The organism is Devosia sp. (genome assembly GCF_014860165.1).
Classification (GTDB): Bacteria; Pseudomonadota; Alphaproteobacteria; order Rhizobiales; family Devosiaceae; genus Devosia.
Genome location: NZ_JACZKG010000084.1, coordinates 1 through 23,884, shown reverse-complemented (window position 1 = coordinate 23,884; position 23,884 = coordinate 1). Strand labels below are relative to the sequence as shown.

General features: G+C 63.6%; 26 protein-coding genes and 2 riboswitches. Of the genes, 17 read left to right on the top strand and 9 right to left on the bottom strand.

What is annotated here, in order from left to right; translation table 11 throughout:
* Positions 1–564 precede the first annotated feature (564 nt).
* Both parC and IH615_RS21410 read left to right on the top strand, forming a co-directional pair.
* Positions 565–2,835: a DNA topoisomerase IV subunit A gene (gene parC / locus IH615_RS21415; RefSeq protein WP_291365217.1), complete on the top strand. Its 2,271-nt coding sequence runs from the start codon at positions 565–567 to the stop codon at positions 2,833–2,835.
* 93 nt (positions 2,836–2,928) lie between these two features.
* Positions 2,929–3,249, top strand: a complete 321-nt coding sequence (locus IH615_RS21410) for a Dabb family protein (protein ID WP_291365215.1) — start codon at positions 2,929–2,931, stop codon at positions 3,247–3,249.
* Between the two features lie 72 nt (positions 3,250–3,321).
* On the opposite strand, the gene IH615_RS21405 is transcribed toward IH615_RS21410, so the two are convergent.
* From IH615_RS21405 to hemB, 5 genes are all read right to left on the bottom strand, one after another.
* Entirely contained in the window at positions 3,322–4,311 is a 990-nt protein-coding gene (locus IH615_RS21405) for an endonuclease/exonuclease/phosphatase family protein (protein ID WP_291365213.1), read from the bottom strand.
* A 120-nt stretch (positions 4,312–4,431) separates the two neighbouring features.
* Positions 4,432–5,457, bottom strand: coding sequence for a hypothetical protein (locus IH615_RS21400; protein WP_291365212.1), 1,026 nt, complete (start codon positions 5,455–5,457; stop codon positions 4,432–4,434).
* 150 nt (positions 5,458–5,607) lie between these two features.
* Positions 5,608–6,336, bottom strand: a complete 729-nt coding sequence (locus IH615_RS21395; RefSeq protein ID WP_291365210.1) for an arginyltransferase — start codon at positions 6,334–6,336, stop codon at positions 5,608–5,610.
* A gap of 59 nt (positions 6,337–6,395) precedes the next feature.
* Positions 6,396–6,917 (bottom strand): RDD family protein, encoded by a 522-nt coding sequence (locus IH615_RS21390; protein ID WP_291365208.1) that lies wholly within the window; start codon positions 6,915–6,917, stop codon positions 6,396–6,398.
* 91 nt (positions 6,918–7,008) lie between these two features.
* On the bottom strand, positions 7,009–8,022 hold the full coding sequence (gene hemB, locus IH615_RS21385) for a porphobilinogen synthase (RefSeq protein ID WP_291365206.1): 1,014 nt from the start codon (positions 8,020–8,022) through the stop codon (positions 7,009–7,011).
* A gap of 97 nt (positions 8,023–8,119) precedes the next feature.
* On the opposite strand from hemB, the gene IH615_RS21380 reads away from it, so the two are divergent.
* On the top strand, positions 8,120–8,509 hold the full coding sequence (locus IH615_RS21380) for a hypothetical protein (RefSeq protein ID WP_291365204.1): 390 nt from the start codon (positions 8,120–8,122) through the stop codon (positions 8,507–8,509).
* Here IH615_RS21380 and IH615_RS21375 read toward each other — a convergent pair.
* Entirely contained in the window at positions 8,506–9,243 is a 738-nt protein-coding gene (locus IH615_RS21375; RefSeq protein ID WP_291365202.1) for a helix-turn-helix domain-containing protein, read from the bottom strand. The genes IH615_RS21380 and IH615_RS21375 overlap by 4 nt on opposite strands.
* 124 nt (positions 9,244–9,367) lie before the next feature.
* On the opposite strand from IH615_RS21375, the gene IH615_RS21370 reads away from it, so the two are divergent.
* The 8 genes from IH615_RS21370 (at position 9,368) to nusB (ending at position 16,056) form a co-directional block, all read left to right on the top strand.
* Positions 9,368–9,775, top strand: a complete 408-nt coding sequence (locus tag IH615_RS21370) for a hypothetical protein (protein ID WP_291365200.1) — start codon at positions 9,368–9,370, stop codon at positions 9,773–9,775.
* A 209-nt stretch (positions 9,776–9,984) separates the two neighbouring features.
* The gene (locus IH615_RS21365; protein WP_046138148.1) at positions 9,985–10,494 is read left to right on the top strand and encodes a MarR family winged helix-turn-helix transcriptional regulator; all 510 of its coding nucleotides are present in this window, start codon (positions 9,985–9,987) and stop codon (positions 10,492–10,494) included.
* A gap of 268 nt (positions 10,495–10,762) precedes the next feature.
* A complete protein-coding gene (locus IH615_RS21360) occupies positions 10,763–11,998 on the top strand; it encodes a L,D-transpeptidase family protein (RefSeq protein WP_291365196.1) in 1,236 nt (411 codons plus the stop codon).
* 94 nt (positions 11,999–12,092) lie between these two features.
* Entirely contained in the window at positions 12,093–12,305 is a 213-nt protein-coding gene (locus IH615_RS21355; RefSeq protein ID WP_291365194.1) for a serine hydroxymethyltransferase, read from the top strand.
* A gap of 48 nt (positions 12,306–12,353) precedes the next feature.
* Positions 12,354–12,436: riboswitch (ZMP/ZTP riboswitch) on the top strand.
* A gap of 120 nt (positions 12,437–12,556) precedes the next feature.
* Complete coding sequence (gene glyA / locus IH615_RS21350) at positions 12,557–13,861, top strand: serine hydroxymethyltransferase (protein WP_291365192.1); 1,305 nt, start codon at positions 12,557–12,559, stop codon at positions 13,859–13,861.
* A gap of 9 nt (positions 13,862–13,870) precedes the next feature.
* Positions 13,871–14,347 (top strand): transcriptional regulator NrdR, encoded by a 477-nt coding sequence (gene nrdR, locus IH615_RS21345; RefSeq protein WP_291365190.1) that lies wholly within the window; start codon positions 13,871–13,873, stop codon positions 14,345–14,347.
* The gene (gene ribD / locus IH615_RS21340; protein ID WP_291365188.1) at positions 14,344–15,450 is read left to right on the top strand and encodes a bifunctional diaminohydroxyphosphoribosylaminopyrimidine deaminase/5-amino-6-(5-phosphoribosylamino)uracil reductase RibD; all 1,107 of its coding nucleotides are present in this window, start codon (positions 14,344–14,346) and stop codon (positions 15,448–15,450) included. The genes nrdR and ribD overlap by 4 nt, the downstream gene beginning before the upstream one ends.
* 99 nt (positions 15,451–15,549) lie before the next feature.
* On the top strand, positions 15,550–16,056 hold the full coding sequence (gene nusB / locus IH615_RS21335) for a transcription antitermination factor NusB (protein ID WP_291365187.1): 507 nt from the start codon (positions 15,550–15,552) through the stop codon (positions 16,054–16,056).
* On the opposite strand, the gene IH615_RS21330 is transcribed toward nusB, so the two are convergent.
* Positions 16,053–17,147, bottom strand: coding sequence for a putative peptidoglycan binding domain-containing protein (locus IH615_RS21330; protein WP_291365186.1), 1,095 nt, complete (start codon positions 17,145–17,147; stop codon positions 16,053–16,055). The genes nusB and IH615_RS21330 overlap by 4 nt on opposite strands.
* A gap of 81 nt (positions 17,148–17,228) precedes the next feature.
* A complete protein-coding gene (gene bamE, locus IH615_RS21325; RefSeq protein WP_291365184.1) occupies positions 17,229–17,678 on the bottom strand; it encodes an outer membrane protein assembly factor BamE in 450 nt (149 codons plus the stop codon).
* Between the two features lie 157 nt (positions 17,679–17,835).
* Here bamE and IH615_RS21320 point away from each other — a divergent pair, with 157 nt between their 5' ends.
* The 6 genes from IH615_RS21320 to IH615_RS21295 all read left to right on the top strand — a co-directional run bounded on the left by IH615_RS21320 (position 17,836) and on the right by IH615_RS21295 (position 22,067).
* Positions 17,836–18,363, top strand: a complete 528-nt coding sequence (locus IH615_RS21320) for a ubiquinol-cytochrome C chaperone family protein (protein WP_291365182.1) — start codon at positions 17,836–17,838, stop codon at positions 18,361–18,363.
* Positions 18,360–18,905, top strand: a complete 546-nt coding sequence (locus IH615_RS21315) for a DUF177 domain-containing protein (RefSeq protein ID WP_291365180.1) — start codon at positions 18,360–18,362, stop codon at positions 18,903–18,905. Before IH615_RS21320 ends, IH615_RS21315 begins: the two co-directional genes overlap by 4 nt.
* 78 nt (positions 18,906–18,983) lie before the next feature.
* On the top strand, positions 18,984–20,054 hold the full coding sequence (plsX, locus tag IH615_RS21310) for a phosphate acyltransferase PlsX (protein WP_291365178.1): 1,071 nt from the start codon (positions 18,984–18,986) through the stop codon (positions 20,052–20,054).
* Positions 20,051–21,028 carry a beta-ketoacyl-ACP synthase III gene (locus tag IH615_RS21305; protein WP_291365176.1) on the top strand — a complete coding sequence of 326 codons (978 nt, stop codon included), beginning with the start codon at positions 20,051–20,053 and terminating at the stop codon, positions 21,026–21,028. The genes plsX and IH615_RS21305 overlap by 4 nt, the downstream gene beginning before the upstream one ends.
* 247 nt (positions 21,029–21,275) lie before the next feature.
* Complete coding sequence (locus IH615_RS21300; protein WP_056229170.1) at positions 21,276–21,587, top strand: integration host factor subunit alpha; 312 nt, start codon at positions 21,276–21,278, stop codon at positions 21,585–21,587.
* Between the two features lie 24 nt (positions 21,588–21,611).
* Positions 21,612–22,067 carry a MerR family transcriptional regulator gene (locus tag IH615_RS21295; protein WP_291365172.1) on the top strand — a complete coding sequence of 152 codons (456 nt, stop codon included), beginning with the start codon at positions 21,612–21,614 and terminating at the stop codon, positions 22,065–22,067.
* A gap of 169 nt (positions 22,068–22,236) precedes the next feature.
* On the opposite strand, the gene IH615_RS21290 is transcribed toward IH615_RS21295, so the two are convergent.
* Positions 22,237–23,214 carry a DMT family transporter gene (locus IH615_RS21290; protein WP_291365170.1) on the bottom strand — a complete coding sequence of 326 codons (978 nt, stop codon included), beginning with the start codon at positions 23,212–23,214 and terminating at the stop codon, positions 22,237–22,239.
* A gap of 101 nt (positions 23,215–23,315) precedes the next feature.
* A riboswitch (FMN riboswitch) is annotated at positions 23,316–23,466 on the bottom strand.
* Positions 23,467–23,884 lie beyond the last annotated feature (418 nt).

Sequence of the window (23,884 nt, the reverse complement as noted above, 5' to 3'; positions counted from 1 at the left end):
CTCCCTCCCCCTCTACCCCATAAAGGGGAGGTGCCGTTTCGTATGGGTGACTGGATCGAGCCAACGAGTGGAGCCAAACCTCCCCCTTGAAGGGAGGAAGGAGGGGGTGGGGCCGCTTGCACCGATCCTCGCTCAACCAACTTATCCTCGCCCGCCAAATCTCCCGCATACTCCCTCCTACCTTCACGGCAGAGCCGGTCATGACGAGTGATGACCGTGGGGGCAGCCAGGGATGGGAGGTCGCTCCCATTGGGCGGCGGGCACTCGGCAGCTGCGCTTGCGACACAGCGTACCTGGCCCGGACCCGCGAAAATCCTGGCGTGGTGGCGAGGCAATGGCCTCACTTCCTTCTACCACATCTTCGAGGCAGGCGCCTCGCCACCATAGCTCTCTGAGCGCCCCCTTGGCGTCTCACCTGGATTGAGCACCCCGGACGCAGCGACAACCGCGACACAGGCGGCGCTTCGTCACGCCCAAACTCGTGCAAAACCGCGTGTCTCAGCCCGCAACGGACGCGCAGCGGCTATACTGTTTTCCTGATTCGTTCCCCCGGAATGCCCGCCTATGTCTGATAGCGATACCCTCCCGCCTGCCGACGACCAGCGCGTCGTCGATCTCAAGCAGGCCCTCGAGGAGCGGTACCTCTCCTACGCCCTGTCGACCATCACCCAGCGCGCGCTGCCCGATGCACGCGACGGGCTCAAGCCCGTGCATCGCCGCATCATCCATGCCATGCGCCTGCTCAAGCTGGCGCCGAACGAGGGCTACAAGAAATCCGCCCGCATCGTCGGCGACGTGATCGGTAAGTTCCACCCGCATGGCGACCAGTCGATCTACGACGCGCTCGTGCGCATGGCGCAGGATTTCGCGCTGCGCTACCCGCTGGTCGATGGCCAGGGCAATTTTGGCAATATCGATGGCGATAACGCCGCGGCCATGCGCTACACCGAAAGCCGCATGACCGACGTCGCCATGCGCCTGCTCGAAGGCATCACCGAGAATGCCATCGACTTCAAGGCGACCTATGACGGCGAAGACGAAGAACCCGTCGTCCTGCCGTCCAACTTCCCCAACCTGCTGGCCAACGGCTCGACCGGCATCGCGGTGGGCATGGCGACGTCCATTCCGCCGCACAACGTCGCCGAGCTCTGCGACGCCGCGCTCCACCTTATCAACGTCAATCCAGATGCTTCCGCCCACGACCTGACTCAATACGTGAAGGGGCCCGATTTCCCCACGGGCGGCATCCTGGTCGAGTCCGCGTCCTCCATCGCCAATTCCTACGCCACCGGCCGCGGCTCCTTCCGCCTGCGCGCCAAGTGGGAAATCGAGGAAACCGGCCGCGGCGTCTATCTGATCGTCGTCACCGAAATTCCCTATGGCATCCAGAAGTCGCGCCTGGTCGAAAAGATCGCCGAGCTGCTGCTGGCCAAAAAGCTGCCTTTGCTCAAGGACGTGCGCGACGAGAGCTCGGACGATATTCGCCTTGTGCTCGAACCGCGGGCCCGCACGGTCGATGCAGTCATCCTGATGGAGCAGCTGTTCAAGACCACCGACCTTGAAACCCGCTTCCCGCTCAACCTCAACGTGCTCGACAAGGGCGCCGTGCCCAAGGTGATGAGCCTGCCGCAGGTGCTCAAGGCCTGGCTCGAACATCGCAAGGAAGTGCTGGTCCGCCGCTCGACCCACCGCCTGGAACAGATCGCCCATCGGCTCGAAGTGCTGGCTGGCTACATCATCGCCTATCTCAATCTCGACGAGGTGATCCGCATCATTCGCGAGGAGGACGATGCCAAGACCAGCCTGATGAGCACGTTTGAGCTCAGCGACGTGCAGGCCGAAGCCATCCTCAACATGCGCCTGCGCTCCCTGCGCAAGCTCGAGGAAATCGAGCTCCGCAAGGAACACGCCGATCTGACCGAGGAAAAGGGGCATCTCGAAGCGCTGCTCGCCTCGGACAAGCGCCAATGGGGCAATATCAGCAAGGAAATCGAGGCCCTCAAGAAGACCTATCCGCTGACCAATCCCGACGGCACGCCGCATTTCCTGGGCGCGCGCCGGACCGTGCTGGGCGATACACCCACCGCCAATGCCGATGAAGTCACCGAAGCCTTCATCGAGCGCGAGCCGATCACCGTCATCCTCTCCGAGAAGGGTTGGATCCGTGCTCCCCGCGGCCACGCCGTCGAGGTCAATGACGAGCGCGGCTTCAAGGCCGGCGATCGGATCAAGCTCTCCATCAAGTGCGAAACCACTGACAAGCTGCTGATGCTCACCACCGGCGGCAAGGTCTATACGCTCGCGGGTGACAAGCTCCCCGGCGGCCGCGGGCAGGGCGAGCCGGTCCGCATCATGGTCGATATCGAGGAAGGCCAGGATATCGTCGATATCTTCGTCTACAAGCCCGGCCAGAAACGCATCATCGCCTCGTCCTCGGGCTATGGCTTCATCGTCGGCGAAGACGAGATGATCGCCAATACCCGCAAGGGCAAGCAGATCCTCAACGTCGGCGCCCCCGACGAAGCCGCCCTGCTGGTGCCTGTGGTCGGTGATCGTGTTGCCGTCATCGGGCAGAACCGCAAGCTCCTCGTCTTCCCGCTCAACCAGCTCGCCGAAATGGCCCGCGGCAAGGGCGTGCGCCTGCAGCGCTACAAGGATGGCGGTATTTCCGACCTCAAGACCTTCTGGGCAGCCGATGGCCTGACCTGGACCGACTCTTCGGGCCGCACCTACACCAAGCCCACCGAGGAACTGACCGACTGGCTCGGCGACCGCGCCACCGCAGGCCGCCAGCCCCCCAACGGCTTCCCGCGCAACAACAGGTTCGTGGGGTAGCAACGAACGACGCACACTCCCGATCGGCACCTCCCCCTTGATGGGGAGGCCGGGAGGGGGTGGGGCCGCACACACGAGGCAAGGGAAAAGCCAATGATCCGCCACTGCGTCTTCTTCAAGTTCCGTACCGGCGTATCGGCCGACGAGCGCGCCGAAATCTACGCCGGCCTTGCCGCATTGGTGGGCCAGATCGAGGGCCTGCTCTCCGCCGATTTCGGCCCCAACATCTCCCCCGAAGGCCTGGGAAAGGGTTTCGACGACGGCTTCATCATGGACTTCGTCGACGCCGCCGCCCGCGACCGCTACCTGCCGCATCCCGCCCACCAGGCCGCCGGCGCCAGGCTTGTGGCGGCGCTCGAAGGCGGCACGGATGGATTGATCGTGTTCGACATGAAGCTCGGAGAGGCCAGGTAGCCTCCCGCCACTCGATCGTCACTCTCGGGTCAAGCCCGAGGGTGAAGCGCGGTGAGTGCAAGGGAACGGGGATCACTGCACCGAGAATGTAAGCACCACCGGCAGGTGATCGCTCGCAGTGGCCCGTCCGGCATGGACCTCGTGCACCACGATGCCACCACGTGTCATCACATGATCGAGCGGCAGGAACGGTAGCGTGTCCCGCCAGGCGCCAAAATAGAACCAGCTCATCGGAAATGTGAGGAGGTTCATGGTTTCGCGAACCAGTCCATTCCGCACCACGAAATCACGTAGCCCATAGGACCATGGCGTCGAATTGAAATCTCCCGCCAGGATCACTGGTCCGTCGATCTTGTCCACCACCTCGGAAAGCGCGCTAAGCTGTTCGCGCTGACGGGCTACCGGAATGGGCCAATCCATATGGGTCGTGATCACCGAAAAGGGTTTACCGTCTTCGGTCTGGAAGGTGGCCAGGATATGCGCCGTGCGCGTCGTTCCATAGGCATCGTTGGGGCAGGCGCCGTCGTCCACCTGGACGAACGGCATGCGCGCATAGAGCCCCAGATTGGCCCGCTTGCCGCCCTTGCAGCGCACGAAGAACGGATATTTCGCCAGCAGCAGTGGATGCAGGTCCGTCGCCTGCTCGCCAAAATACTCCTGCAGCACGATGATGTCGGGGTCCTCGGCAAAGATGGCGGCCGTGACCTTCTCCATCTCGTAGTTCATGCCGAAGAGATTATGCGTCATCATCCTGACGGTGCCGCCTGCCGGCGCCACCGGTCGCTTCTGCATCGAACCCACGACTTCGGGCAGCATGACATTGGCCGAAGCAGCAATGCCAACCAGGGTCACAACCATCGCCACGCCGCGCAGCGTCCCCCGCAGCAGCAAAACGACGATCAGCAGTCCGATGATCGTCGCCGGCAGCAGCAGGAATTGCGCATGGTTCAGCAGGTCGAGTTCGGGCACCGCAAAGCCGAACAACGCCAGGATGGCAAGGCCAGCCGCGCCAAGCGCGCCCAGCACCAGGCCCAGCCGGATCAGCTTCAGTATCAGCGACATGACGGGGTCCGGCAGGTGGAGGGTGCAGGCGATGTCGCCGATACATATGGCGCAACCATGGCCGCGGCAACGAAAAGGGGGCGGCCGGCAGGCCGCCCCCAGGCAGGCTTCATTGACCCTCTACGCGCCGAACAGGTTCGACGAAAGCAGCCCGAACAGCGTCGCCAGCGAGCGCACTACCTCCACCGGCACATTGGTGCCAACGAACTGGCCCGAAGCATCGACCTGCGATGGTGTCTCGGTCGGCACGCCGTCGATATCGACGGTGACAACCTTGGATTCTTTCATGATGATCTGCGCCGCGATGCCATCGGCCGCCGCGAACAGATCGCTGTTGGCGTCGCCGGTTGCGAACAGCGCGTCGTCGCTGGTGGCGTCGGCCGAGGGCAGGGTGAGCGTCAGGTCATACTGGGTCTGGGCGTCCACGCCCGGCGAGTCGGTCCAGGGCATGTTGCCCTTGAGCACATATTCCTTGTCGGCGCAGTTGGCCTTGAGGTCGAGGAACCAGCTTTCGGTCTGATAGGCGAACACCATATTGCCCGACCAGGTGCAACCGGCATCCGAAGGCAGGCCGGCCGAGGGAATGTAAAGGCGCGTGAGGTCAACCGTATCGACGCGGTCGTCGATCACTCCACCACTCGAACTCTGGCCGAGATTGGCCATGATCGAATCCTTGAGCGCGGAGGCACCGGTCGAGGTGACCTCAGGCTTGAGGTTCATCGAGCCGGAAAACGCCCCCGCGGAAGGCGCGACCTTGCCGAGCGCCAGATAGTTCACCGCCAGGCCGGCGCCATCGGTATAGCCGTCCGCGTTGACGGTATAGCCGCCCGAATACTGGGTGCGCGGCAGCAGCGACTGGTTGGATGGATTGACGATCGAGCCGCTGCCGGCCACGGCGCAGGCCTTGTCCGACCGCACCACGAGGAACTGGGTATAACCGGCCGAACAGGTCAGCTCGAGCTGCGTCTTGACCTGCGCATCGCCGATGGTCACGGCGAAGACGTCCTTGCGCGACGGATCCTTGAGCGACGGCATGGTTGCCGAGGCGGTGAAGTCGACATTGGGCGGCACCACGGCCTGCGCGAAGGCAGTTGCCGGCAGGGCAGCGATGAGGAGGGGCGCGAGATAGATGCTTCTGATCTTCAACAGGATTCTCCATGGACAAAGGATGGAAATAGGGCGCCCCGGTTCCCATCGGTCCACAGCCGCCCGTGCTGACCAGTGCCAGTAAACGGGTGAACAATAGCTGACGAAATGCGTCAGTTACAATTCAGCTTGCGAGTCAAAGTGTCTATTTCAGTCGAGCGCGCACCAGCCCAGAGTACCTTTCTGGACTTCAAGCGGTCGAAACTGTGCCTTATAGGCCATCTTCGGCGAGTCCTTGACCCAATAGCCGAGATAGACGTAGCGCAGCCCCGCAGACCGGACCTGCGCGATATGATCGAGAATCAGATAGGTCCCCAGGCTCCGCGGAGCCAGGTCCGGGTCGTAGAACGAATAGACCATCGAGAGCCCGTCGGGCATGACGTCAGTCAGCGCCACCGCCACCAGCGTCTGGTCGGGGTGATCGCGCAGCCTATATTCCACCAGCACCGATTGCACCGGCGTATCCTCGACCATGTATTCGTAGTCGACAAAGCTCATCTGGTTCATGCCGCCGCCCGCATGCCGCGATTCCAGGTAGCGCTTGAACAGCTCATACTGCTCGCTGGTCGCCGTAGTCGGGCGAACCTCGACCGACAGGTCGTCATTGTGCTTGAGCACACGACGGAAGCGCCCGGATGGGGCAAACTCATTGGCGACGATGCGGACCGACTGGCAGGCATTGCAGCCCTCGCAGGCCGGTCGGTAGATCAGGTTCTGGCTGCGCCGGAACCCGTTCTCGCTAAGCAGGTGATGCAGGCTCGATGCCCGCCTTCCCGTCAGGTGCGTGAACAGCTTTCGCTCCTGCTTGCCGGGCAGGTACGGACACGGCATGGCCGCAGTCAGGAACAGCTGGGTCGTCTCGGGCGTCTGGTCGGTCATCAAAGACCCTTGGGTACAACCAGGAGAATGTACTCCTGCGCCTTACCCCCGGCAACGATTCAATATGCGCCGCTGCTTTGCGCTGACCGGGCGCGCCAATGGCGCACCATGGGCGAACGGCGCACCATCAGCGTGCCGGTCACCAGGTCATGAATCATCTGCCGGCGCGGCGTGAACAGCGCGAACAGCAGCGACAGCGGCCAGGAAATCCAGGTCGTCAGCCAGAACACGGCGGCGTGGATGATCGCCATCCAGCCATCGAGCGGCTGCCCGCGGGTCGGCGTCAGCACGATGTCCATCATCTGCATGCCGATCGTCGCCCGCTTGGGCGACCCCAGGGTCGCGCCGTAATAGAGCACGATGGTCGCCGGAACAACGAAGACCAGTGCCAGCCAGGCGAGCCCGAAGGTAAGGAAGCCCGCGATCAGCCCCACAAAGGCAAAGGCGACGATCATCGCGCCCATGACCATCAGGTCGATGAAGAAGGCTACAACCCGGCGCGTCAGCAGACCCTCGAACAGCTCTGGGGCGGTCGAAGGGTCGGGCAAAGCAGGGCGGGCATTCTGATAGGTCTGGTCCATGGCCAATGAGATTGTAATGCATCGTGCCTCACGCAAGAGGGTGAGGAACAGAAATGTTACTGCAGGGCGCTACGGCCGCGGGTCAGGACCGCTACCGCCCCAACTCCCGCGCCACTTCCAGCGCGAAATAGGTCAGCACCCCATTCGCCCCAGCCCGCTTGAAGGCCCACAGGCTCTCCAGGATCGCGCCCTTGCGGTCGATCGCGCCGGCGGCGGCGGCCATCTCGATCATCGCGTATTCCCCGCTCACCTGGTAGGCGTAGATGGGGATGTTGAAGCTGTCCTTGGCCCGCCTGACGATGTCGAGATAGGGCAGGCCGGGCTTGACCATGACGCTGTCGGCGCCCTCGGCAATGTCCTGCTCGATCTCGCGCATCGCCTCGTCGGAATTGGCATAGTCCATCTGGTAGGTGCGCTTGTCGCCCTTGAGCCGGCTGCCCGACCCCACCGCCTCGCGGAACGGCCCATAGTAGTAGGACGCATATTTGGCGGCGTAGGACATGATCTGGGTCTGCTCGAGCCCCTCGGCGTCCAGCGCCTGCCGTATGGCGGCCACGCGCCCGTCCATCATGTCCGAAGGCGCAATGATGTCCGCCCCGGCCCGCGTCTGCACCAGGGCCGAGCGGATCATCACCTCAACGGTCTCATCGTTGAGGATTTCCCCGTCCCGCACCAGCCCGTCCTGGCCGTCGCTCGAATATTCGTCGAGCGCCACATCGGCGATCAGCCCCACCTCGGGCACCGCGCTCTTGATGGCCGCCAGCGCGCGGCACATCAGATTGTCAGGATTATGCGCCTCGGCCGCATTCTCGCTGCGCAGATGGTCCGGCGTATTGGGAAACAGCGCCAGCGCCGGAATGCCGGCATCGCGGGCGGCCCTGGCGGCCTCAACGCAGAGATCGACGCTCAGCCGTTCCACCCCCGGCATGGTGCGGATCTGCGTCTTCTCATTGTGGCCCTCGATGACGAAGAGCGGCCAGATCAGGTCGGATGGCGTCAGCACCGTCTCGCGCACCATGGCGCGGCTCCAGGCGGTGCGGCGCGTCCGGCGCAGCCGCCGGCCACCGAGGAACTCCATGTCGTGCTTCTGCCAGGGGTCGACCATCGCGGGCTCCTTGTCGTTGCGGCCCTCAATATCAGCGCCGCCAGCGCGCTCCAAGCTCCGGCTTGTCGCAGCCGCCACGGGCGGGTAGAAAACCGCCATGGATTTCAACGCCCAGCCCATCGGCATCTATATCCGCATCGTCGCCATCATCAGCCTGCTGCTCGGCCTGAACGACGCGGCGCGCCTGCTCGGCGTCAACCTGGGCGATGTCAGCCCGATCGCGGCAATGGGCATGACCGGCTTCGTCTATCTGGCGATTTTCGCGCTCGCCCGGCTGTTTGCGGCAGTGGGTCTGTGGATCAAGGCGAGCTGGGGCGCCGTGTTGCTGGTCGGCGCCACAGCCGTCGAACTGGCGCTACACCTCCTGGGTAATCCGGATGTGCGCATGTCCGCCTTCGGCTTTGCCGTGCGCATCGTCCTCCTGGCGTCGATCCTCATCATCTTCGTGCTGTCGGTTCGCCACAGCCGCGCCCGCGCCGCCGACTAGTTCGGATTGGGGTGAAACTGCTCGATCGTAATTTCCTCGGCCATCGCATCCTGAGGTGCTCCGAAACTGGTCACGGTGGTGAACCAGCGCGTCACTACGCCGTCACGGCGGAACTCGAGTGGTAGCAGCACCGTCCCGCTGCGTTGGCCACGCACCACGGACAGCTCGGCCGCCCCCGGCTGCAACATGGCCCGCCGCAACACTGCGCCCATTGCCGAGTGCGGCCCATGCCGTCGCACGCTCTCCCGCATGCGGTGCAGCAGGTATTCGGCCACATCGGTCCAGTTGATGATCGACTCGCGCACCGGCCCGGGTTTGTAGACCAGGTCGACCAGGTTGATGCCGCCTAGCGTTTCCGCGCTGGCGCCGATCATGCCAAGCGCCGGCGGGTTGGCGTCCAGCACGTTGAGCGCCATGTCGAGCACGATGGCGGGGTAGGGCTCGTGCGCCCGCAGCAGCAGGGTCGCCGCCCGTCGCACGTCAGCCATGGTCTCGCTTTGCCAGTCGCTGTCGCCGAACTGCGGCGCAAAGCCCGCCGCTACCAGCATCGCATTGCGCTCCCGCAGCGGCAGGTCCAGCGCTTCGGCCAGGCGAAGCACCATCTCGGAGCTGGGTTTGGAGCGCTCGGATTCGATGAAGGACAGGTGGCGCGTCGACACCTCCGCACTGAGCGCCAGGTCGAGCTGGCTCATGCCGCGCAGTCCTCGCCATTCCCTGAGCATCGCGCTGAACATGTTGGCCTCCTTGTCTGGCCACCACCATGCATCAGCATCGTCCTGCATTCCATTACCTGTGACGTAATTGAGAACATGACCTCCGGGCGCCAGTCTGGGGGCATCGACAATCAAGGAGAACGTCATGACCACCCAGGCTCAAACTCTTCCCCGCCTCGATCCGCATCTGGTCTACTTCGCGGATGCGGCCGGCTCCCTTGCCATGGGCGCGGGGTTGCTCGTCGCAGCCGACCAACTCACCGACCTCGCCGCTTGGGCCATGCCATCGGCCTTCCTCTCGGTCATCGGCTTTCTGCTTTTGCCCTGGGCGGCCTTCAATCTCTGGATAGCCCGTAGCGCCCGGCCGGCGCGAGCGGCTGTTGCCGCCAATATTGTCGGCGACTTCGCCTGGGTCGCTGGCACCGCGCTGCTGGTCGCCGTCCATGCCACCGGCATCAGCGGACTGGGCATGGTGCTGCTGGTGGGGCAGGGGATCGCGGTTGGCGGGGTGCTGGCCCTGAAGCTTCTGGGGCGCCAGGCACTGACCGATTGAAGGATCGTCAAGGGCGGCCCGGCCGCCCTTCACACCCTCGTAAGGTTACAAATTTATGCACCGGTGTAACGAAGAATAAAGCCAAATTCTCATTGCATTCCAGTAAGATGTGCTTAATCACGCCGCTTAGGGCGATCTTAGTTCGCACGCCGTAGTTTGGCCTCATGAGATGCGAAAAATCGCACAGACTGCAAAACAGTGAGGCACAAATGGCAATCAAATCCAACGCAGCCGAGGCCCTTTCCCCGGAACGTCCCCAGAGCCTGAAGCCGCTTTATCTGGAAGCTGTTTCGCGCGTCGAACGCCTCCACCGGCGCCTGCTCGACCTCATCAAGGATGAGTTCGATCGTATGGGTTGGGATGACATCAACCCCGTCCAGGCGCTGCTGATGTTCAATATCGGCGACGCGGAGCTCACGGCGGGCGAGCTGCGCTCGCGGGGCTACTACCTCGGCTCCAACGTTTCCTACAATCTCAAGAAGCTGGTCGAGACCGGTTACATCTTCCAGGAGCGCTCCCGCTCCGACCGCCGCTCGGTGCGCATCAAGCTCACCCCCAAGGGCGAGGAAGTGGCCGAGGTCATCGACGAACTCTATGACCGTCACCTCAAATCCATCGACAAGGTCGGCGGCCTGGGCGACGACGAATTCGACGGCCTCAACAAGGCGCTCGCCCGTCTCGAACGCTTCTGGGTCGACCAGATCCTCTACAAGCTCTAGGCCGCAGTTCCGCCAACTGTTGCGGCAGTGCCACACCCGAATGCAAACGCCGGTCCCATGGGCCGGCGTTCACATTTGTGCCGCAAACGCGCGCGAACTGGGTCGTTAGTGGTTTGAAATCATTTCCCGCGTATTCATGGTTCACGAAGACTGAAGAGGGTTCACATGCGGTTGACCGCGTTGTGACCCGCGGGACGCGATGGTAGAAACTGCCTGCTTCGGGGCGGCTTGAAATTCGGGTGACTTAATGCGGCTGACTAGACGTTCTATGCTCCGGTATACGGCACTGGCCGGGGCTTCCCTCGCCATGCCGGCGGTAGTGCGCGGGCAGGAGTCGATTTTCGACATGGTCAATCGCGGCAACGTGCTGCGCAATGTCGACAAGGACAGCAATACTGCCGCCGCCGAGGCGCTGATTGCCACCAACGAGCCGATCCTGTCGTTCGATACGGCGTACAATCTGCAGCTGGCGATTTCGCAGTATGAGCCCTTTGTCGCCAATGGCGGTTGGGAAGAAATCCCGCAGGAGGCCTTCCGCCTGCTGATAGGCAAGTCCGGTGCGTCGGTCATCGCCCTCAAGCGCCGCCTGATCTCCTCGGGCGACATGCTGCTGGTGCCCAACATCAATGACCTGTTCGATGAAGATACCGATCGCGGGGTTCGCACCTTCCAGGCGCGCCACGGCCTGATCGTCAACGGCCAGGTGGATGAGCCGACCTGGTACGCGCTGAACGTTCCGGCCTCCACGCGCCTGCAGCAGCTTTATCTGAACTTCACCCGCGTTCAGAACATGGCTGCGAACCTCACCGACCGCTACGTGGTCGTCAATATTCCGGCCGCGACCATCGAAGCGGTTGCCGGTGGCATGGTGGAACAGCGCCACACCGCGGTCGTCGGTCGCGTCGATCGCGCCACGCCGATCCTGGCCAGCAAGATCCACCAGATCAATTTCAACCCCTACTGGCATGTGCCCAAGTCGCTCGTGGAGCGCGACCTGACCAAGTATATGCTGGAAAACCCCAACTACCTGGCCGAACAGAACATCTTCATCTACGACGGCAACGGCAACACCATCGATCCGGCGACCATCGACTGGAACAATATCGGCAATGCCGTAAACTACATGTACCGGCAGGAGCCGGGTGCGGCCAATTCGATGGGCCATTGCAAGATCAATTTCTTCAACCCGCACGATGTCTACCTGCACGACACGCCGTCCAAGGCGCTGTTTGGTGAAAATGCGCGGTTCCACTCGTCCGGCTGCGTCCGCGTCGAGGGCGTCAATCAGCTGGTCAACTGGCTGCTGCGCGACAATGGCGATTGGGACCAGACCAGGGTCGATACGACATTCGAGTCGCTCGAGCGTCTGGATGTGCAGCTCAAGGCGCAGGTGCCCATTCACACCACCTACATCACCGCCTGGGCCAACCGTCAGGGCACCGTCAGCTTCCGCGACGACGTCTATGAGTTCGATGCGCAGGGCAAGGTCATCTTCGAGTCCTGATCGTTCGGACCCCACACCAACGCCCTCCCACGCGGGAGGGCGTTTGCTTTTGTAGGTCGCAGAATCTTGCTAATGTCGGAGCAGGGGGCATGCAATGACGGACGGCGAGGTCTATTTCGAGTTCGTGCAGCTCGGCCAGCAGATGCGGGTTGCGGCCATCGATGTTGCTACCGGCACTGAGGTGATCGTCATAACCCCGGTCTCAGCCAGCAAGTTGCAAATGCAGCAGGTGGCGCTGGCGAAATTGCGCAAGAAGCTCGCCGAATCCGTGCGTCCTCCATCGCCAGTGCCTGGAAAATTCGCTTGAGCTGCAATCCCCGCCTCTTCCCCTCACGCCGTTTCTGCGCCATATTGCGGTCGTTCGCGCGACTGGCGAGAAGAGATGGGTAACCATCGGGGAACGCGAACCTTGAAGTGCCGCTCGCCTGGGCATCCATCCGCAACCCCGGGGAGCCCCATGAATCCAGCTCAATTTTCCCGGCCTTGGAATCGCACACCGCGACATGATAAGGCCACCGCCATGCCGACTTGCTTCTTCTCTTGCGAGGTAACCGTCCCATGAGCGCTGCCACCTCACTTCCGCTCTTTCCGAAATTCTTCACCAACTCGGTCGCTGACACCGATCCGGAACTGGCCGCTGCCATTCGCAACGAGCTGGGTCGCCAGCGGGACGAGATCGAGCTGATTGCCTCGGAAAACATCGTTTCCCAGGCCGTGCTGGAAGCCCAGGGCTCTGTCCTCACCAACAAGTATGCCGAGGGCTATCCCGGCCGCCGGTATTATGGCGGTTGCCAGTATGTCGACGTTGCCGAAACGCTGGCCATCGAACGCGCCAAGCAGCTGTTCGGCGTCGGCTACGCCAACGTGCAGCCCAATTCCGGCTCGCAGGCCAACCAGGGCGTCTACCAGGCGCTGATCCAGCCCGGCGATACCATCCTGGGCATGTCGCTCGACGCCGGCGGTCACCTGACCCATGGCGCCAAGCCAAACCAGTCCGGCAAGTGGTTCAATGCCATCCAGTATGGCCTGCGCCAGCAGGACGGTCTTGTCGACATGGACCAGGTCCGCCAGCTCGCCCACGAGCACAAACCCAAGATGATCGTCGCCGGCTTCTCGGCCTATTCGCGCGTCATGGATTGGGCCGAGTTCCGCGCCATCGCCGATGAAGTGGGCGCCATTCTCTTCGTCGACATGGCCCACGTGGCCGGTCTGGTCGCCGGTGGCGTCTATCCGAGCCCGTTTCCGCATGCCCATGTCGCCTCGACCACCACGCACAAGACCCTTCGTGGTCCGCGCGGCGGCCTGATCCTCACCAATGACGAGGACATCGCCAAGAAGATCAATTCGGCGATCTTCCCCGGCATCCAGGGCGGCCCGCTGATGCATGTCATCGCCGCCAAGGCCGTGGCTTTCAAGGAAGCGCTCTCGCCCGAATTCAAGGCCTATGCGCGCCAGGTCGTCGTCAATGCCAAGGTGCTGGCGGAAACGCTGGCCAAGGGCGGCGTCGATATCGTCAGCAAGGGCACGGACAACCACCTCATGCTGGTGGACCTGCGCCCCAAGGGCCTGACCGGCAAGGCGACCGAGAAGGCGCTCGAGCGGGCCCATATCACCTGCAACAAGAATGCGGTGCCCTTCGATCCGGAGAAGCCGGCCATCACCTCGGGCGTTCGCCTCGGCACGCCGGCGGGTACGTCGCGTGGCTTCGCCGAAGCCGAGTTCAAGCTCATCGGTGAGTTGATCATCGAGGTGCTCGATGGTCTCGCGGCCAATGGCGAGGACAATAACAGCGCCGTCGAGGCGCAGGTCCGCGCCAAGGTCAAGACGCTCACCGACCGCTTCCCGATCTACGGTCAGCTGTAAGGTCCCGGTATGCGCTGTCCCTATTGCGGCAACGACGATACGCAGGTCAAGGACAGCCGCCCGACCGAAGATTCCGGCGCAATCCGCCGCCGCCGCGTCTGTAATGGCTGCGGCGGCCGCTTCACCACGTTCGAGCGCGTCCAGCTGCGTGACCTGACCGTGGTCAAGAAGAGTGGCCGCAAGGTACCCTTCGATCGTGAGAAACTGGCAAGGTCGGTCTATACGGCCCTGCGCAAGCGAGCCGTGGAGCCCGAGCGCACCGAGCGCATGATTTCCGGCATCGTCCGCCAGCTCGAAAGCCTGGGCGATGTGGAAGTGACCTCGGACCAGATCGGCGAATATGTCATGGAGGGCCTCAAGGGTCTCGATGACGTCGCCTTCGTGCGGTTCGCCTCGGTCTACAAGAACTTTTCGGCGGCCGACGATTTCCGCAATTTCCTTGCCGAGCTTGCCAATGGGCAAGGCACGATGCGGGACGACGAGTGACGCAACTCTCCCCAGAAGACCGGCGCTGGCTTGACGCCGCGGCGCGCTATGCTGCGCCGTTCGCCGGCACCACGGCGGACGTTCCCGCTGCCGCCGCGCTGATCGTCAACCCGCAGTCGCAGACCCTGGTGGCGCGGGCGGTAACGGCCAAAGGCGGGCGCCCGCATGCCGAGGCCCAAGCCATTGCCCAGGCCGGGTTCGAGGCAGCCGGTTGCACGCTCTATGTCACGCTGGAGCCCTGTCACCACTGGGGCCGCACGCCGCCCTGTGTCGACGCCATCATTCGCGCCGGTATCATGCGGGTCGTCATCGGCGCCGTCGATCCCGATCCGCGCACTGCCGGCGGCAGCATCGCCAAGCTCGAATCCGCCGGTGTCGAGGCCGTGCTGGCCCGGCACGCGCCCTCGCAGGCGCTGCATGCCGGGCACAAGCTGCGCCACATGGCCGGGCGCCCCTTCGTAACGGCCGTTCTGTCAGTTTCTGCCGATAGCATGATCGGCCGGCGCGGCGAGGGCAGGGCCCCCATTGCCGGCCCGGAGGCGCGAGCCTGGGTCGACCTGCTGCGCACCCGGTCCGACGCGATTCTGGTTGGAGCGGCCACGGCACGCAGCGATGACCCTGATTTGACCGCGACCCTGCCGGGCCTGACCCATCGGACTCCGCTGCGTGTGGTGCTGGCGGGAGCCTCGGGCATTGATCGCAAGTTGAATCTGATTGGCGGGTTTTCCGGCCATCGTACTGCGATTATTACGGAAACCGCCGCCGGTGTTGACGCACCAGCGTCGGTAGAGGTCGTTCGGGTACCGGGAAGCGACGGCCGTCCTGACCTTGCTGCCGCGCTGCGCGCCCTCGCCGAACGCCATGTCCAGAATGTGCTGGTGGAGACCGGCCAGCGCCTCACTGCTGCGCTGCTCGAAGCCAATCTGGTCGATCGTTTTGCGGTGATCACCGGCCAGCAGGCGCTTGGCGCCGATGCCGTCCCGGCGAGCCTGGATGGCCCGATCGACGAGGCCCTGAACGCGGCAGGGCTGCTGGTGGTCGACCGCCAGGCGCTTGGCGAAGACAATTTGGCGCTTTACGAGCGTCCCTGGCAGGCAGATTGAGCCTCGCCCTGTTGAAGTTCCCGCCGTGGAAGACTATGGGGTTGCGGTGTCCTTCGGGGCATCGCGGCCCTCGGCCACGCAGCAAAGATGAAAGCACTCATGGCCGACGCTCCCAAACGCAATCCACAAGCTGACCGCCCCGCCAACCAGCGCGGCGCCGCTCGCCTGGCCGCCGTGCAGGCGCTCTACCAGATGGATGTGGGCCGCGCGACGCTGGAAGATACGCTGGCGCAGTTCGGCGCTTTTCATCTGGGCCGGGAAATCGAGGGCGAGCAATATCTCCCCGCCGACGCGGACTTCTTCCGCCAGATCGTGACGGGCGTTGCCAAGCACCAGTTGGCCATTGACCCGGCCGTGGACCGCGCCCTTGCCGAGGGCTGGCCGGTGGAGCGTGTCGACGCCACGCTGCGCGCGATCCTGCGTGCCGCCGCTTTCGAGTTGCTGCGCCGCAAGGATATTCCGCCGCGCGTTGTCATCACCGAATATGTCGATGTAGCCAAGGCCTTCTACGAGGATGACGCTTCGGGCCTCGTCAACGCCGCGCTCGACGCTATAGCGCGCGAGGCCGGCGTCGACCTGGCCGAGGGCGACGGCAAAGGCGCTTAGTCGCCCGGAATCGCTGCGCTGCCGATATGGACGGCTTCGCGCGGGTCGAGGGATGGGTCGTATTTCTCCTTGGCGCGAACGATCTGAAACACTGCGTCGACCTCTTCATCCCCGAAGGCCGTAAGGGCCTGCCGGGTCTCCCCCAGAAAATTGCCGTCCACCGCACCGCCATAGTGGCCGAGGGCCTGGAGTGCGGTCTGCATCGCCTCAACGACCGTCGCTTCCTGAAAATAGCGGTCCCAGAATTCCGCGTGGAGATTCGGGCGCCATGCGCTCTTGGTGCCCCAATGGGCCAGCAACAGCCAATAGCCGGCGCGTTCCGCGTCCGGCCGCGCGGTGAACTGCCCCTGCAGCTGCGGATCGATGTCGGTGGAGCCGGTGCCGTAGGCATAGAACAGGCCGACCATCGCCATGGCTGCCGGATCGCCATGGACTGCGGCGAAGCGGGCATATTCGCTGATTGCCAGTGGCAGGTCAGCCGCGGCGGCATAGCCGTTCCAGAACATGTTGGCCAGGTAGCCCGCGCAGACATAGTTGCCATAGGCCATGCTCTCGGCAGCCGCGACATCGTAGGAGGGGCCATTGCCGTCTAGATCGGCCAGCCCGAACGTGCGGAGTGCCTCGCAGCGGATCGACTGCCCGAACTCGCCGGCGCGAGCGCGCTCCATATAGTCCAATGCGTCGCTGGTGCTGACGCCTGAGCTCTCGTCGAACATGGTGCCAAGGGCGTATTCGGCCATGGGCAGGCCGCTGGCTGCCAGCTCTCGATACACTTCGGTGGCAAACAGGTTGTCGTCTTGCGTGCCGCCCCGCTCGGCAAACTGATCCCTGGCCACGGCGTGTGTGAACCGCACGTCGACATCATCAGGAAACTCGACAATGGCGGCGGCGCACACCGCCAGCGCGTTGCTGAGCCCCATGCGCGGCACCCAGTCGAAATGCTCGCGGTCGCCGAAGGCCCCGATGCAGGCCTGGCGCAGGTCTTCACCCTGGAGTTTTGTCTTGGCGAGCGCCGGGCCGCCCCAGAGCCCCATAAGCGCGATCAACGCCGCAATGCGGGGCATCCTTCCAGTGGTGAGTTCGTGCAACATGCTGCAGCCCGCCGATCAGAATTACCGCCAGATCGACGATAACCTAATGCGGGTCCGGCAGGCTGTCGACCTTGGGTTCGCCTAGAACGACTGCAGGATCTGGTCGATGAAGGTGCGATCTTCGCCGAAGGACTGGGTGCGACGGCTCTCGATCGCGATCGTCTTGCCGTCCTGCAGGCCGTAAACGGCCTTGTCGATGACCTTCTTGTTCTTGTCGAAATAGACGACCAGCACGGTGCGCGAGTCGATCATGGTCATGCCGAATGCCGTCTGCCGCACCTTGGTCTCGACATAATAGAATGCAGACTGGTCGCCGAACGTATTGGTCGACTGCGGCGAACCCAGCACGAGGGTCACCAGCTGCTGGCTCTGGCCCGGCCGGATCTGCGCCATCGCGCTATCGGAGATTTCGTATCCCTGGGTCCGCTTGGTGATCAGCGAATTGCTGCTGGTGCATGCGGCCAGCGTCATTGCGAGCAGGGCGGCTGCGGCAAGCGGCGCAAATGAACCGGAGGCGGTACGCAGGGGCATGAATTTGACTTTCTCGATGGCGATCGACTAATAGGCACGACGACAAGGCGGCGGTACTTGTAGCCGCCGGAATGTGTAACTGCCAAGCTGTCGGTCTGGCAAGCTGGCAATGGTCCGGCGCCCCTGTTAGGCCGATCAAGATGCAGAGCGCAATCCCATGATCCTGTCCCTGTTCCGCAAGAACACTGCTACCGCACCGATTTACGCCGTCTATAGCGCCATTGTGGCGCAATCCCGGCAACCTCGATTCTACGCCGATTGGCTCGTGCCAGACACGGTCACCGGCCGCTTCGACATGATCAGCCTGCATCTGGCGCTGCTGTTCCGTCGCTTGCGCGCCGAGAGCGGCGAGCAGAAGGCATTCAGCCAGGCGGTGTTCGATCTCTTTTTCAAGGACATGGACCGCTCGCTGCGCGAAATGGGCGTCGGCGATCTCGGCGTGCCCAAGCGCATCCAGAAGATGGGCAATATCTTCTTCGGCCTGCTGGCCTCCATGAATGACGCCATGGACAAGGACGATGCAGCGGCCTTGCAGGCGGTGCTCTCGCGCAACCTGTTCGATGGTGCCAGCGGCCCGCATGTCGAGGCACTCGCGGCCTATCTGATGGCCGAGGATCGCGCCCTGGCGGCCCAACCCGTCGACGCCATCACCGGTGGCTCGCTGAGTTTCGAGGCCGCAGCGTGAGCAAGCCCGCTCCACTTTTCGATGCCATCATCCGCATCGATCGCCTGCCGGCCACCGGCCGCGATCTGACCGTATCGCTCGACGAGCCCACCCGCGCCGCCCTTGCCGAGGAGCTCAAGGTCAGCGCCATCGACAGCTTCGAGGCCACGCTGACTGTGACACCGCTGCGCGGCGGCATCCGGGCGCTGGGTCGCCTTGTTGCCGATGTCGTCCAGCCATCGGTGGTGACCTTCGAGCCGGTAGGCCAGCATATCGACGAGCCGGTGGACCGCGTCTTCCTGCCCGAGGCGCAGGCGCACAAGCCCACGCCGGGCTCCGAGATTTTCGTCGATCTCGAGGACGAGGACTTCCCCGATCACATTGATGGACCCGAAGTCGATCTCAGCGCCTTGCTGATCGAGACGCTGGCACTGGCCATCGACCCCTATCCACGAGCGCCGGGCGAAAGCCTCGATTCCCTGGGGATCGATCTGGGCGGCGGGCCTGCCAGCCCATTCGCTGCCCTAGAAAAGCTCAAAAAGTCCACCGATATTGACCGGTAGCACAAGGCGCCGGGCTTGCACCGACTCCCCGATGGGGTATGTTTGGCTGCCTCCTTGTGGGGCACAGAACGGGCTGAAATGACCGATACAATAACAATATCAGTGGATGCCATGGGCGGGGATAACGCCCCCCGCGCGGTGATCCACGGAGCCTATCTGGCCCTGCGCGAGCGCAAGAATACCCGCTTCATCTTTCACGGACGGCAGGAGCAGATCGCCCCGCTGCTCGACGAATTTCCCGATCTCAAGCCCGCCTCGACCGTGCGCCACTGCGAACAGGTCATCGCCATGGATGAGAAGCCCAGCCAGGCGCTGCGCAAGGGGAAGGGCACCTCTTCGATGTGGATGGCGATCCAGTCGGTGAAGGATGGCGAGGCCGATGTCGCCATTTCGGGCGGCAATACCGGCGCACTGATGGCCATGGCCACCTTCTGCCTGCGGCCGATGAAGGGCATATCCCGCCCGGGCATTGCCGCCATCTGGCCGACCCTGCGCAGCGATATCATCGTGCTCGACATGGGCGCCACCATCGGCGCCGATGCCAAACAACTGGTCGACTACGCGATCCTGGGTTCGGCGCTGGCGCGCTGCCTGTTCGATGACGATTCGCCCACCGTCGGTCTCCTCAATGTGGGCACCGAAGAGGTCAAGGGCCTCGACTACATCAAGGAGGCGGGCCGCATCCTGGCCGAGGCCAGCGGCTCGGGCTTCACCTATCATGGCTTCGTCGAAGGCGACGATATCGGCAAGGGCACGGTGGACGTCGTCGTCACCGAGGGCTTTGTCGGCAATATTGCCCTCAAGACCGCCGAAGGGACGGCCCGGCAGGTGGGTTCGTACCTGCGCAGCGCCCTCAAATCCAATCTCATGAGCCGGATCGGCGCCCTGTTCGCCACCTCTGCGCTCAATGCGCTGCGCCGCAAGATGGACCCGCGCACCGTCAATGGCGGCGTGTTCATGGGACTCAATGGCATTGTCATCAAATCCCATGGCGGCACCGACGAGATCGGCTACAAGAGCGCGTTGAGCCTTTCCTATGAAATGGCCCGCAGCCGCCTGATCGACAAGATCGGCGACACCATGCAGCGCTTCCCCATCAAGGTGGTCTCCCAGACCCCGGAAGCAGAACCTGAGGCGAAACCGGCGTGACCAAGACGCGTAGCATCATCCGCGGTGTCGGCGGCTATCTTCCAGAAAAGGTACTCACCAACGCCGAACTGGCAACCATGGTCGATACGTCCGACGAATGGATCCAGCAGCGCGTCGGCATCAAGGAGCGCCACATCGCCGCCGAAGGGCAGTTCACCTCCGATCTGGCGGTGGAAGCAGCGCGAAGAGCCATGGATGCGGCTGGCGTTACGCCAGCTGACATCGATCTCATCATCGTCGCCACCACGACACCCGATTATACCTTCCCCGCCGCGGCAACGCTGGTGCAGATGAAGCTGGGCATGCATCACGGCATGGCCTTCGACATCCAGGCGGTTTGTTCCGGCTTCGTCTATGGCATTGCCACGGCCGACAGCTACATCAAGAACGGGCTCGCGACGCGCGCCCTGGTCATCGGCGCGGAGACCTTCTCGCGACTGCTCGACTGGACCGATCGCACCACCTGCGTGCTGTTCGGCGACGGGGCGGGCGCTGCCGTGCTGGAAAAGGTCGAGCTCGAGGACGACGCGCCCGAGCGTGGCGTACTGGCCTCGGCCCTGCGTTCGGATGGCCACCACTGGGACAAGCTCTATGTCGATGGCGGCCCGTCCACGACCGGCACGACCGGACATGTGCATATGCAGGGTCCGGAAGTCTTCCGTCACGCGGTCGGCAAGATAACCGACGTGGTCTATGCGACGCTCGAACAGACGGGCTACACGGTGGCCGACCTTGACTGGTTCGTGCCGCATCAGGCCAACAGGCGCATTATCGACGGGGCCGGCAACAAGCTCGGGCTCCCCCCCGAGAAGGTCATCGTCACCGTGGACCTCCACGCCAATACCTCTGCAGCATCGGTGCCGCTGGCGCTGAGCGCCGCTGTGGCCGATGGCCGCATCAAACAGGGTGACCTCGTGATGCTCGAGGCGATGGGCGGCGGCTTTACCTGGGGCGCCTCCCTCATTCGCTGGTAACGGCCTCGCTGGGCGATTGACCTTAGGCGTTTCAAGGCGTTAGTGTCCTTTCGGGTGGAGGAACCCAGCGTAGAAACCGGTCGCATGAGGGGTTTTGTGACGGTCCGGTATCGCTGAGCGAAGGGAAGGATTCCCGCGGTATGGCTCGACCTCGACACGAGGTTGTGCCGGCAGCAACTTCGATCGGGGACGCGATCAACTCGTCCCGGCGTGGGGATTTGCACCTTTCGGCAACACGGGGGTACGAATGACGCAAAAGACGATTACGCGGGCCGATCTGGCCGAAGCGGTCTATGGCACTGTCGGATTGTCACGGACCGAGTCGGCCGAGTTGGTGGAACGGGTGCTCGAACTTATCGGCGACGCCCTGATCACCGGGGCAAACGTCAAGCTATCGTCATTCGGCTCCTTCCAGGTCCGCTCCAAGAACGAGCGCATCGGCCGCAATCCCAAGACCGGCGAGGAGGTTCCCATCCTTCCGCGGCAGGTTCTTGTGTTCAAGCCATCCAACGTGTTGAAGTCCAAGATCAACAAATCTATGGTTCGTGCTGGAAAATAAGCAATCCAGCGAGTCTCAGCCTACGTGGACAAGTCGCCAGACGCCTTCCGGACGATATCCGAAGCCGCCGATGAGCTGGACCTGCCACAGCATGTCCTGCGCTTCTGGGAGACCCGTTTCTCCACCATCAAGCCGCTGAAGCGCGGCGGTGGGCGGCGCTACTATCGCCCCGAAGACGTGCTGCTGCTGCGCGGTATCCGTCATCTCCTCTATGACCAGGGTTTCACCATCAAGGGCGTGCAGCGCATCCTCAAGGATCAGGGCAGCCGCTATGTGATCGCCGTCGGCGAGGGCAAGCCCCTCGAAGACATCCTACCCATGATCGAGCAGGCCGAGGCCGCCAGCGACGAGGCGGAAATCGAAGAAGCCGTGATGCTGGCCAGTCCCGGGCTCGATCGCGAGTCCCGCGACAAGCTCTCCGATGTGTTGCGCGAACTGCTGGAATGCAAGCGCATCCTCGAACGCGCGCGGGAAGCCTAGGGCCGGGACCGCCTGTCGGCGATTTCAGCACAGCGACAGCGGCGTTACCGGCCCTGCAACAGGACTTCCCTGCAACCCTCTCGCCGATGCCGTTTCGACGCGTACCATCTAGCACGCTCGCCGAGGAGGGGGATAAGCTGCTCCCGACTATTGCCGGGAGCAGCTTTGATCAGGCGATGCTCAGGGCCCGCCGCCGATCCGACTCCGCCCAGAAGATGAGCGTCGACGCCGCCAGGATCAGCGCGGCACCTGGCCAGAACCACACCGATGGCACCTGCGACAGGAAGATCCAGCCCAGCAGCCCGCTGAGCGGCACCTTGAGGTCGCCAAAAGGCTGCAGATAGGTCGCGTCCGCCGCCCTGTAGGCGATGGCGAGCAGGTACTGCGCCGCCGCCGTCAGGGCGCCGAGCAGCACCAGCAGCCAGAGAGCGGCGCCGCCCGGAAGGACGAACACGTTGTCGGTCAGACCCTGCGGCAGCAGTCCCGGGGCGAGCCCACCGAGCGCCCAGACGGCGAGCAGGATCAGCAGGTGGTTCGGCGTCACCAGCACGAGCAGGGAAACGGTCAGCGTTTCGGGGCTCTCGCCCTTCTGGCTGAGATACTTGGTCAGCACATCGGTCGTGGCCCAGAGCGCGGCGGCCAGGACCGGGATGAGGGTCGTCCCGCCCAGTCCCTCGGTGCCGACGCCGGAGACGATGATGGCACCCACAAAGCCGAGCAGTGCGGCGCCGATGCGAACGGACGAGGCGCGTTCGCCCAGGAACAGCGTCGAACCGAGGATAATGAACAGCGGCCCCGTGGCCAGCAGGGTCACCATCTGCCAGATCGGCACGCCCGTGGCGAAGCCATAGACGAAGACGTGGACGCCCAGCGCCGAGACGAAGGCGCGGATCTCGTGGGCGATGGGGTGGCTGGTGCGCAGCTTGCCCAGGCCAATGCGCAGGATGAGCGGCAAGGCCAGCACCGAGGCGATGACATATTGCCAGAAGGCCATGCCGGTCGAACTCATGCCATAGCCGCCATACTCAACCGGTGTCGGCAGCGCCGATTGCAGCAGGTTGCTCCCGGCAAACACGAGGCTTGCCGCGATCATGAAAAAGGCACCCGTAGCGGCGCCGTTGCGTGGAACAGAGGAAACCTGGCTCATATGAAGTCCTTTCCGTAACCAGTTTCCTCAGGGTTACGGGAAGTCTCACCGGTGCCACGTCCGGCCCCAAATGGGTGCGGACGCCAGCAAGCCAGCGTTGGTCCCGTTCTCTTTCATCCGGACTATACCGTCGGCCCCGGAATTACACCGGATCTGCTGACCCCAAGGACCTGACGGTCCGAAGGCGCTCGCGGGCTTGGCGTCGCCGCCTTTACCGCCGGTGGGGAATCACACCCCGCCCTGAGAACTATGCGGAACGATCGTCCCGCGACGATGAACATAGGGCAGGGGACCCGCACGGGCAAGTAGACACAAAGGTGTAACTGTGCGTTCTCCGCGAACGATGTGGAAAATCTGTTCGAGCGCAGGCGCCGCCTGTATCGCGGTTGTCGGGTCGTCGGGTCAGCTCGTCGCGTGAGACGCCAAGGGGCGCTCAGAGAGCTATGGTGGCGAGGCGCCTGCCTCGAAGTGGTAGATGAAGGAAGTGAGGCCATTGCCTCGCCACCACGCCAGGATTTTCGCGGGTCCGGGCCAGGTACGCTGTGTCGCAAGCGCAGCTGCCGAGTTCCCCCCGCCCAATGGGAGCGACCTCCCATCCCTGGCTGTCTTCACGGTCATCACTCGTCATGACCGGCTCTGCCGTGAAGATGGAAGGAGTATGCGGCAGGTT

Bases quoted from the DNA above. Each gene is read 5' to 3' on its own strand.
- parC (WP_291365217.1), top strand. From the start codon at position 565: ATGTCTGATAGCGATACCCTCCCGCCTGCCGACGACCAGCGCGTCGTC.
- IH615_RS21410 (WP_291365215.1), top strand. From the start codon at position 2,929: ATGATCCGCCACTGCGTCTTCTTCAAGTTCCGTACCGGCGTATCGGCC.
- IH615_RS21405 (WP_291365213.1), bottom strand. From the start codon at position 4,311: ATGTCGCTGATACTGAAGCTGATCCGGCTGGGCCTGGTGCTGGGCGCG.
- IH615_RS21395 (WP_291365210.1), bottom strand. From the start codon at position 6,336: ATGACCGACCAGACGCCCGAGACGACCCAGCTGTTCCTGACTGCGGCC.
- IH615_RS21390 (WP_291365208.1), bottom strand. From the start codon at position 6,917: ATGGACCAGACCTATCAGAATGCCCGCCCTGCTTTGCCCGACCCTTCG.
- hemB (WP_291365206.1), bottom strand. From the start codon at position 8,022: ATGGTCGACCCCTGGCAGAAGCACGACATGGAGTTCCTCGGTGGCCGG.
- IH615_RS21380 (WP_291365204.1), top strand. From the start codon at position 8,120: ATGGATTTCAACGCCCAGCCCATCGGCATCTATATCCGCATCGTCGCC.
- IH615_RS21375 (WP_291365202.1), bottom strand. From the start codon at position 9,243: ATGTTCAGCGCGATGCTCAGGGAATGGCGAGGACTGCGCGGCATGAGC.
- IH615_RS21370 (WP_291365200.1), top strand. From the start codon at position 9,368: ATGACCACCCAGGCTCAAACTCTTCCCCGCCTCGATCCGCATCTGGTC.
- IH615_RS21365 (WP_046138148.1), top strand. From the start codon at position 9,985: ATGGCAATCAAATCCAACGCAGCCGAGGCCCTTTCCCCGGAACGTCCC.
- IH615_RS21360 (WP_291365196.1), top strand. From the start codon at position 10,763: ATGCTCCGGTATACGGCACTGGCCGGGGCTTCCCTCGCCATGCCGGCG.
- IH615_RS21355 (WP_291365194.1), top strand. From the start codon at position 12,093: ATGACGGACGGCGAGGTCTATTTCGAGTTCGTGCAGCTCGGCCAGCAG.
- glyA (WP_291365192.1), top strand. From the start codon at position 12,557: ATGAGCGCTGCCACCTCACTTCCGCTCTTTCCGAAATTCTTCACCAAC.
- nrdR (WP_291365190.1), top strand. From the start codon at position 13,871: ATGCGCTGTCCCTATTGCGGCAACGACGATACGCAGGTCAAGGACAGC.
- nusB (WP_291365187.1), top strand. From the start codon at position 15,550: ATGGCCGACGCTCCCAAACGCAATCCACAAGCTGACCGCCCCGCCAAC.
- IH615_RS21330 (WP_291365186.1), bottom strand. From the start codon at position 17,147: ATGTTGCACGAACTCACCACTGGAAGGATGCCCCGCATTGCGGCGTTG.
- bamE (WP_291365184.1), bottom strand. From the start codon at position 17,678: ATGCCCCTGCGTACCGCCTCCGGTTCATTTGCGCCGCTTGCCGCAGCC.
- IH615_RS21320 (WP_291365182.1), top strand. From the start codon at position 17,836: ATGATCCTGTCCCTGTTCCGCAAGAACACTGCTACCGCACCGATTTAC.
- plsX (WP_291365178.1), top strand. From the start codon at position 18,984: ATGACCGATACAATAACAATATCAGTGGATGCCATGGGCGGGGATAAC.
- IH615_RS21300 (WP_056229170.1), top strand. From the start codon at position 21,276: ATGACGCAAAAGACGATTACGCGGGCCGATCTGGCCGAAGCGGTCTAT.
- IH615_RS21290 (WP_291365170.1), bottom strand. From the start codon at position 23,214: ATGAGCCAGGTTTCCTCTGTTCCACGCAACGGCGCCGCTACGGGTGCC.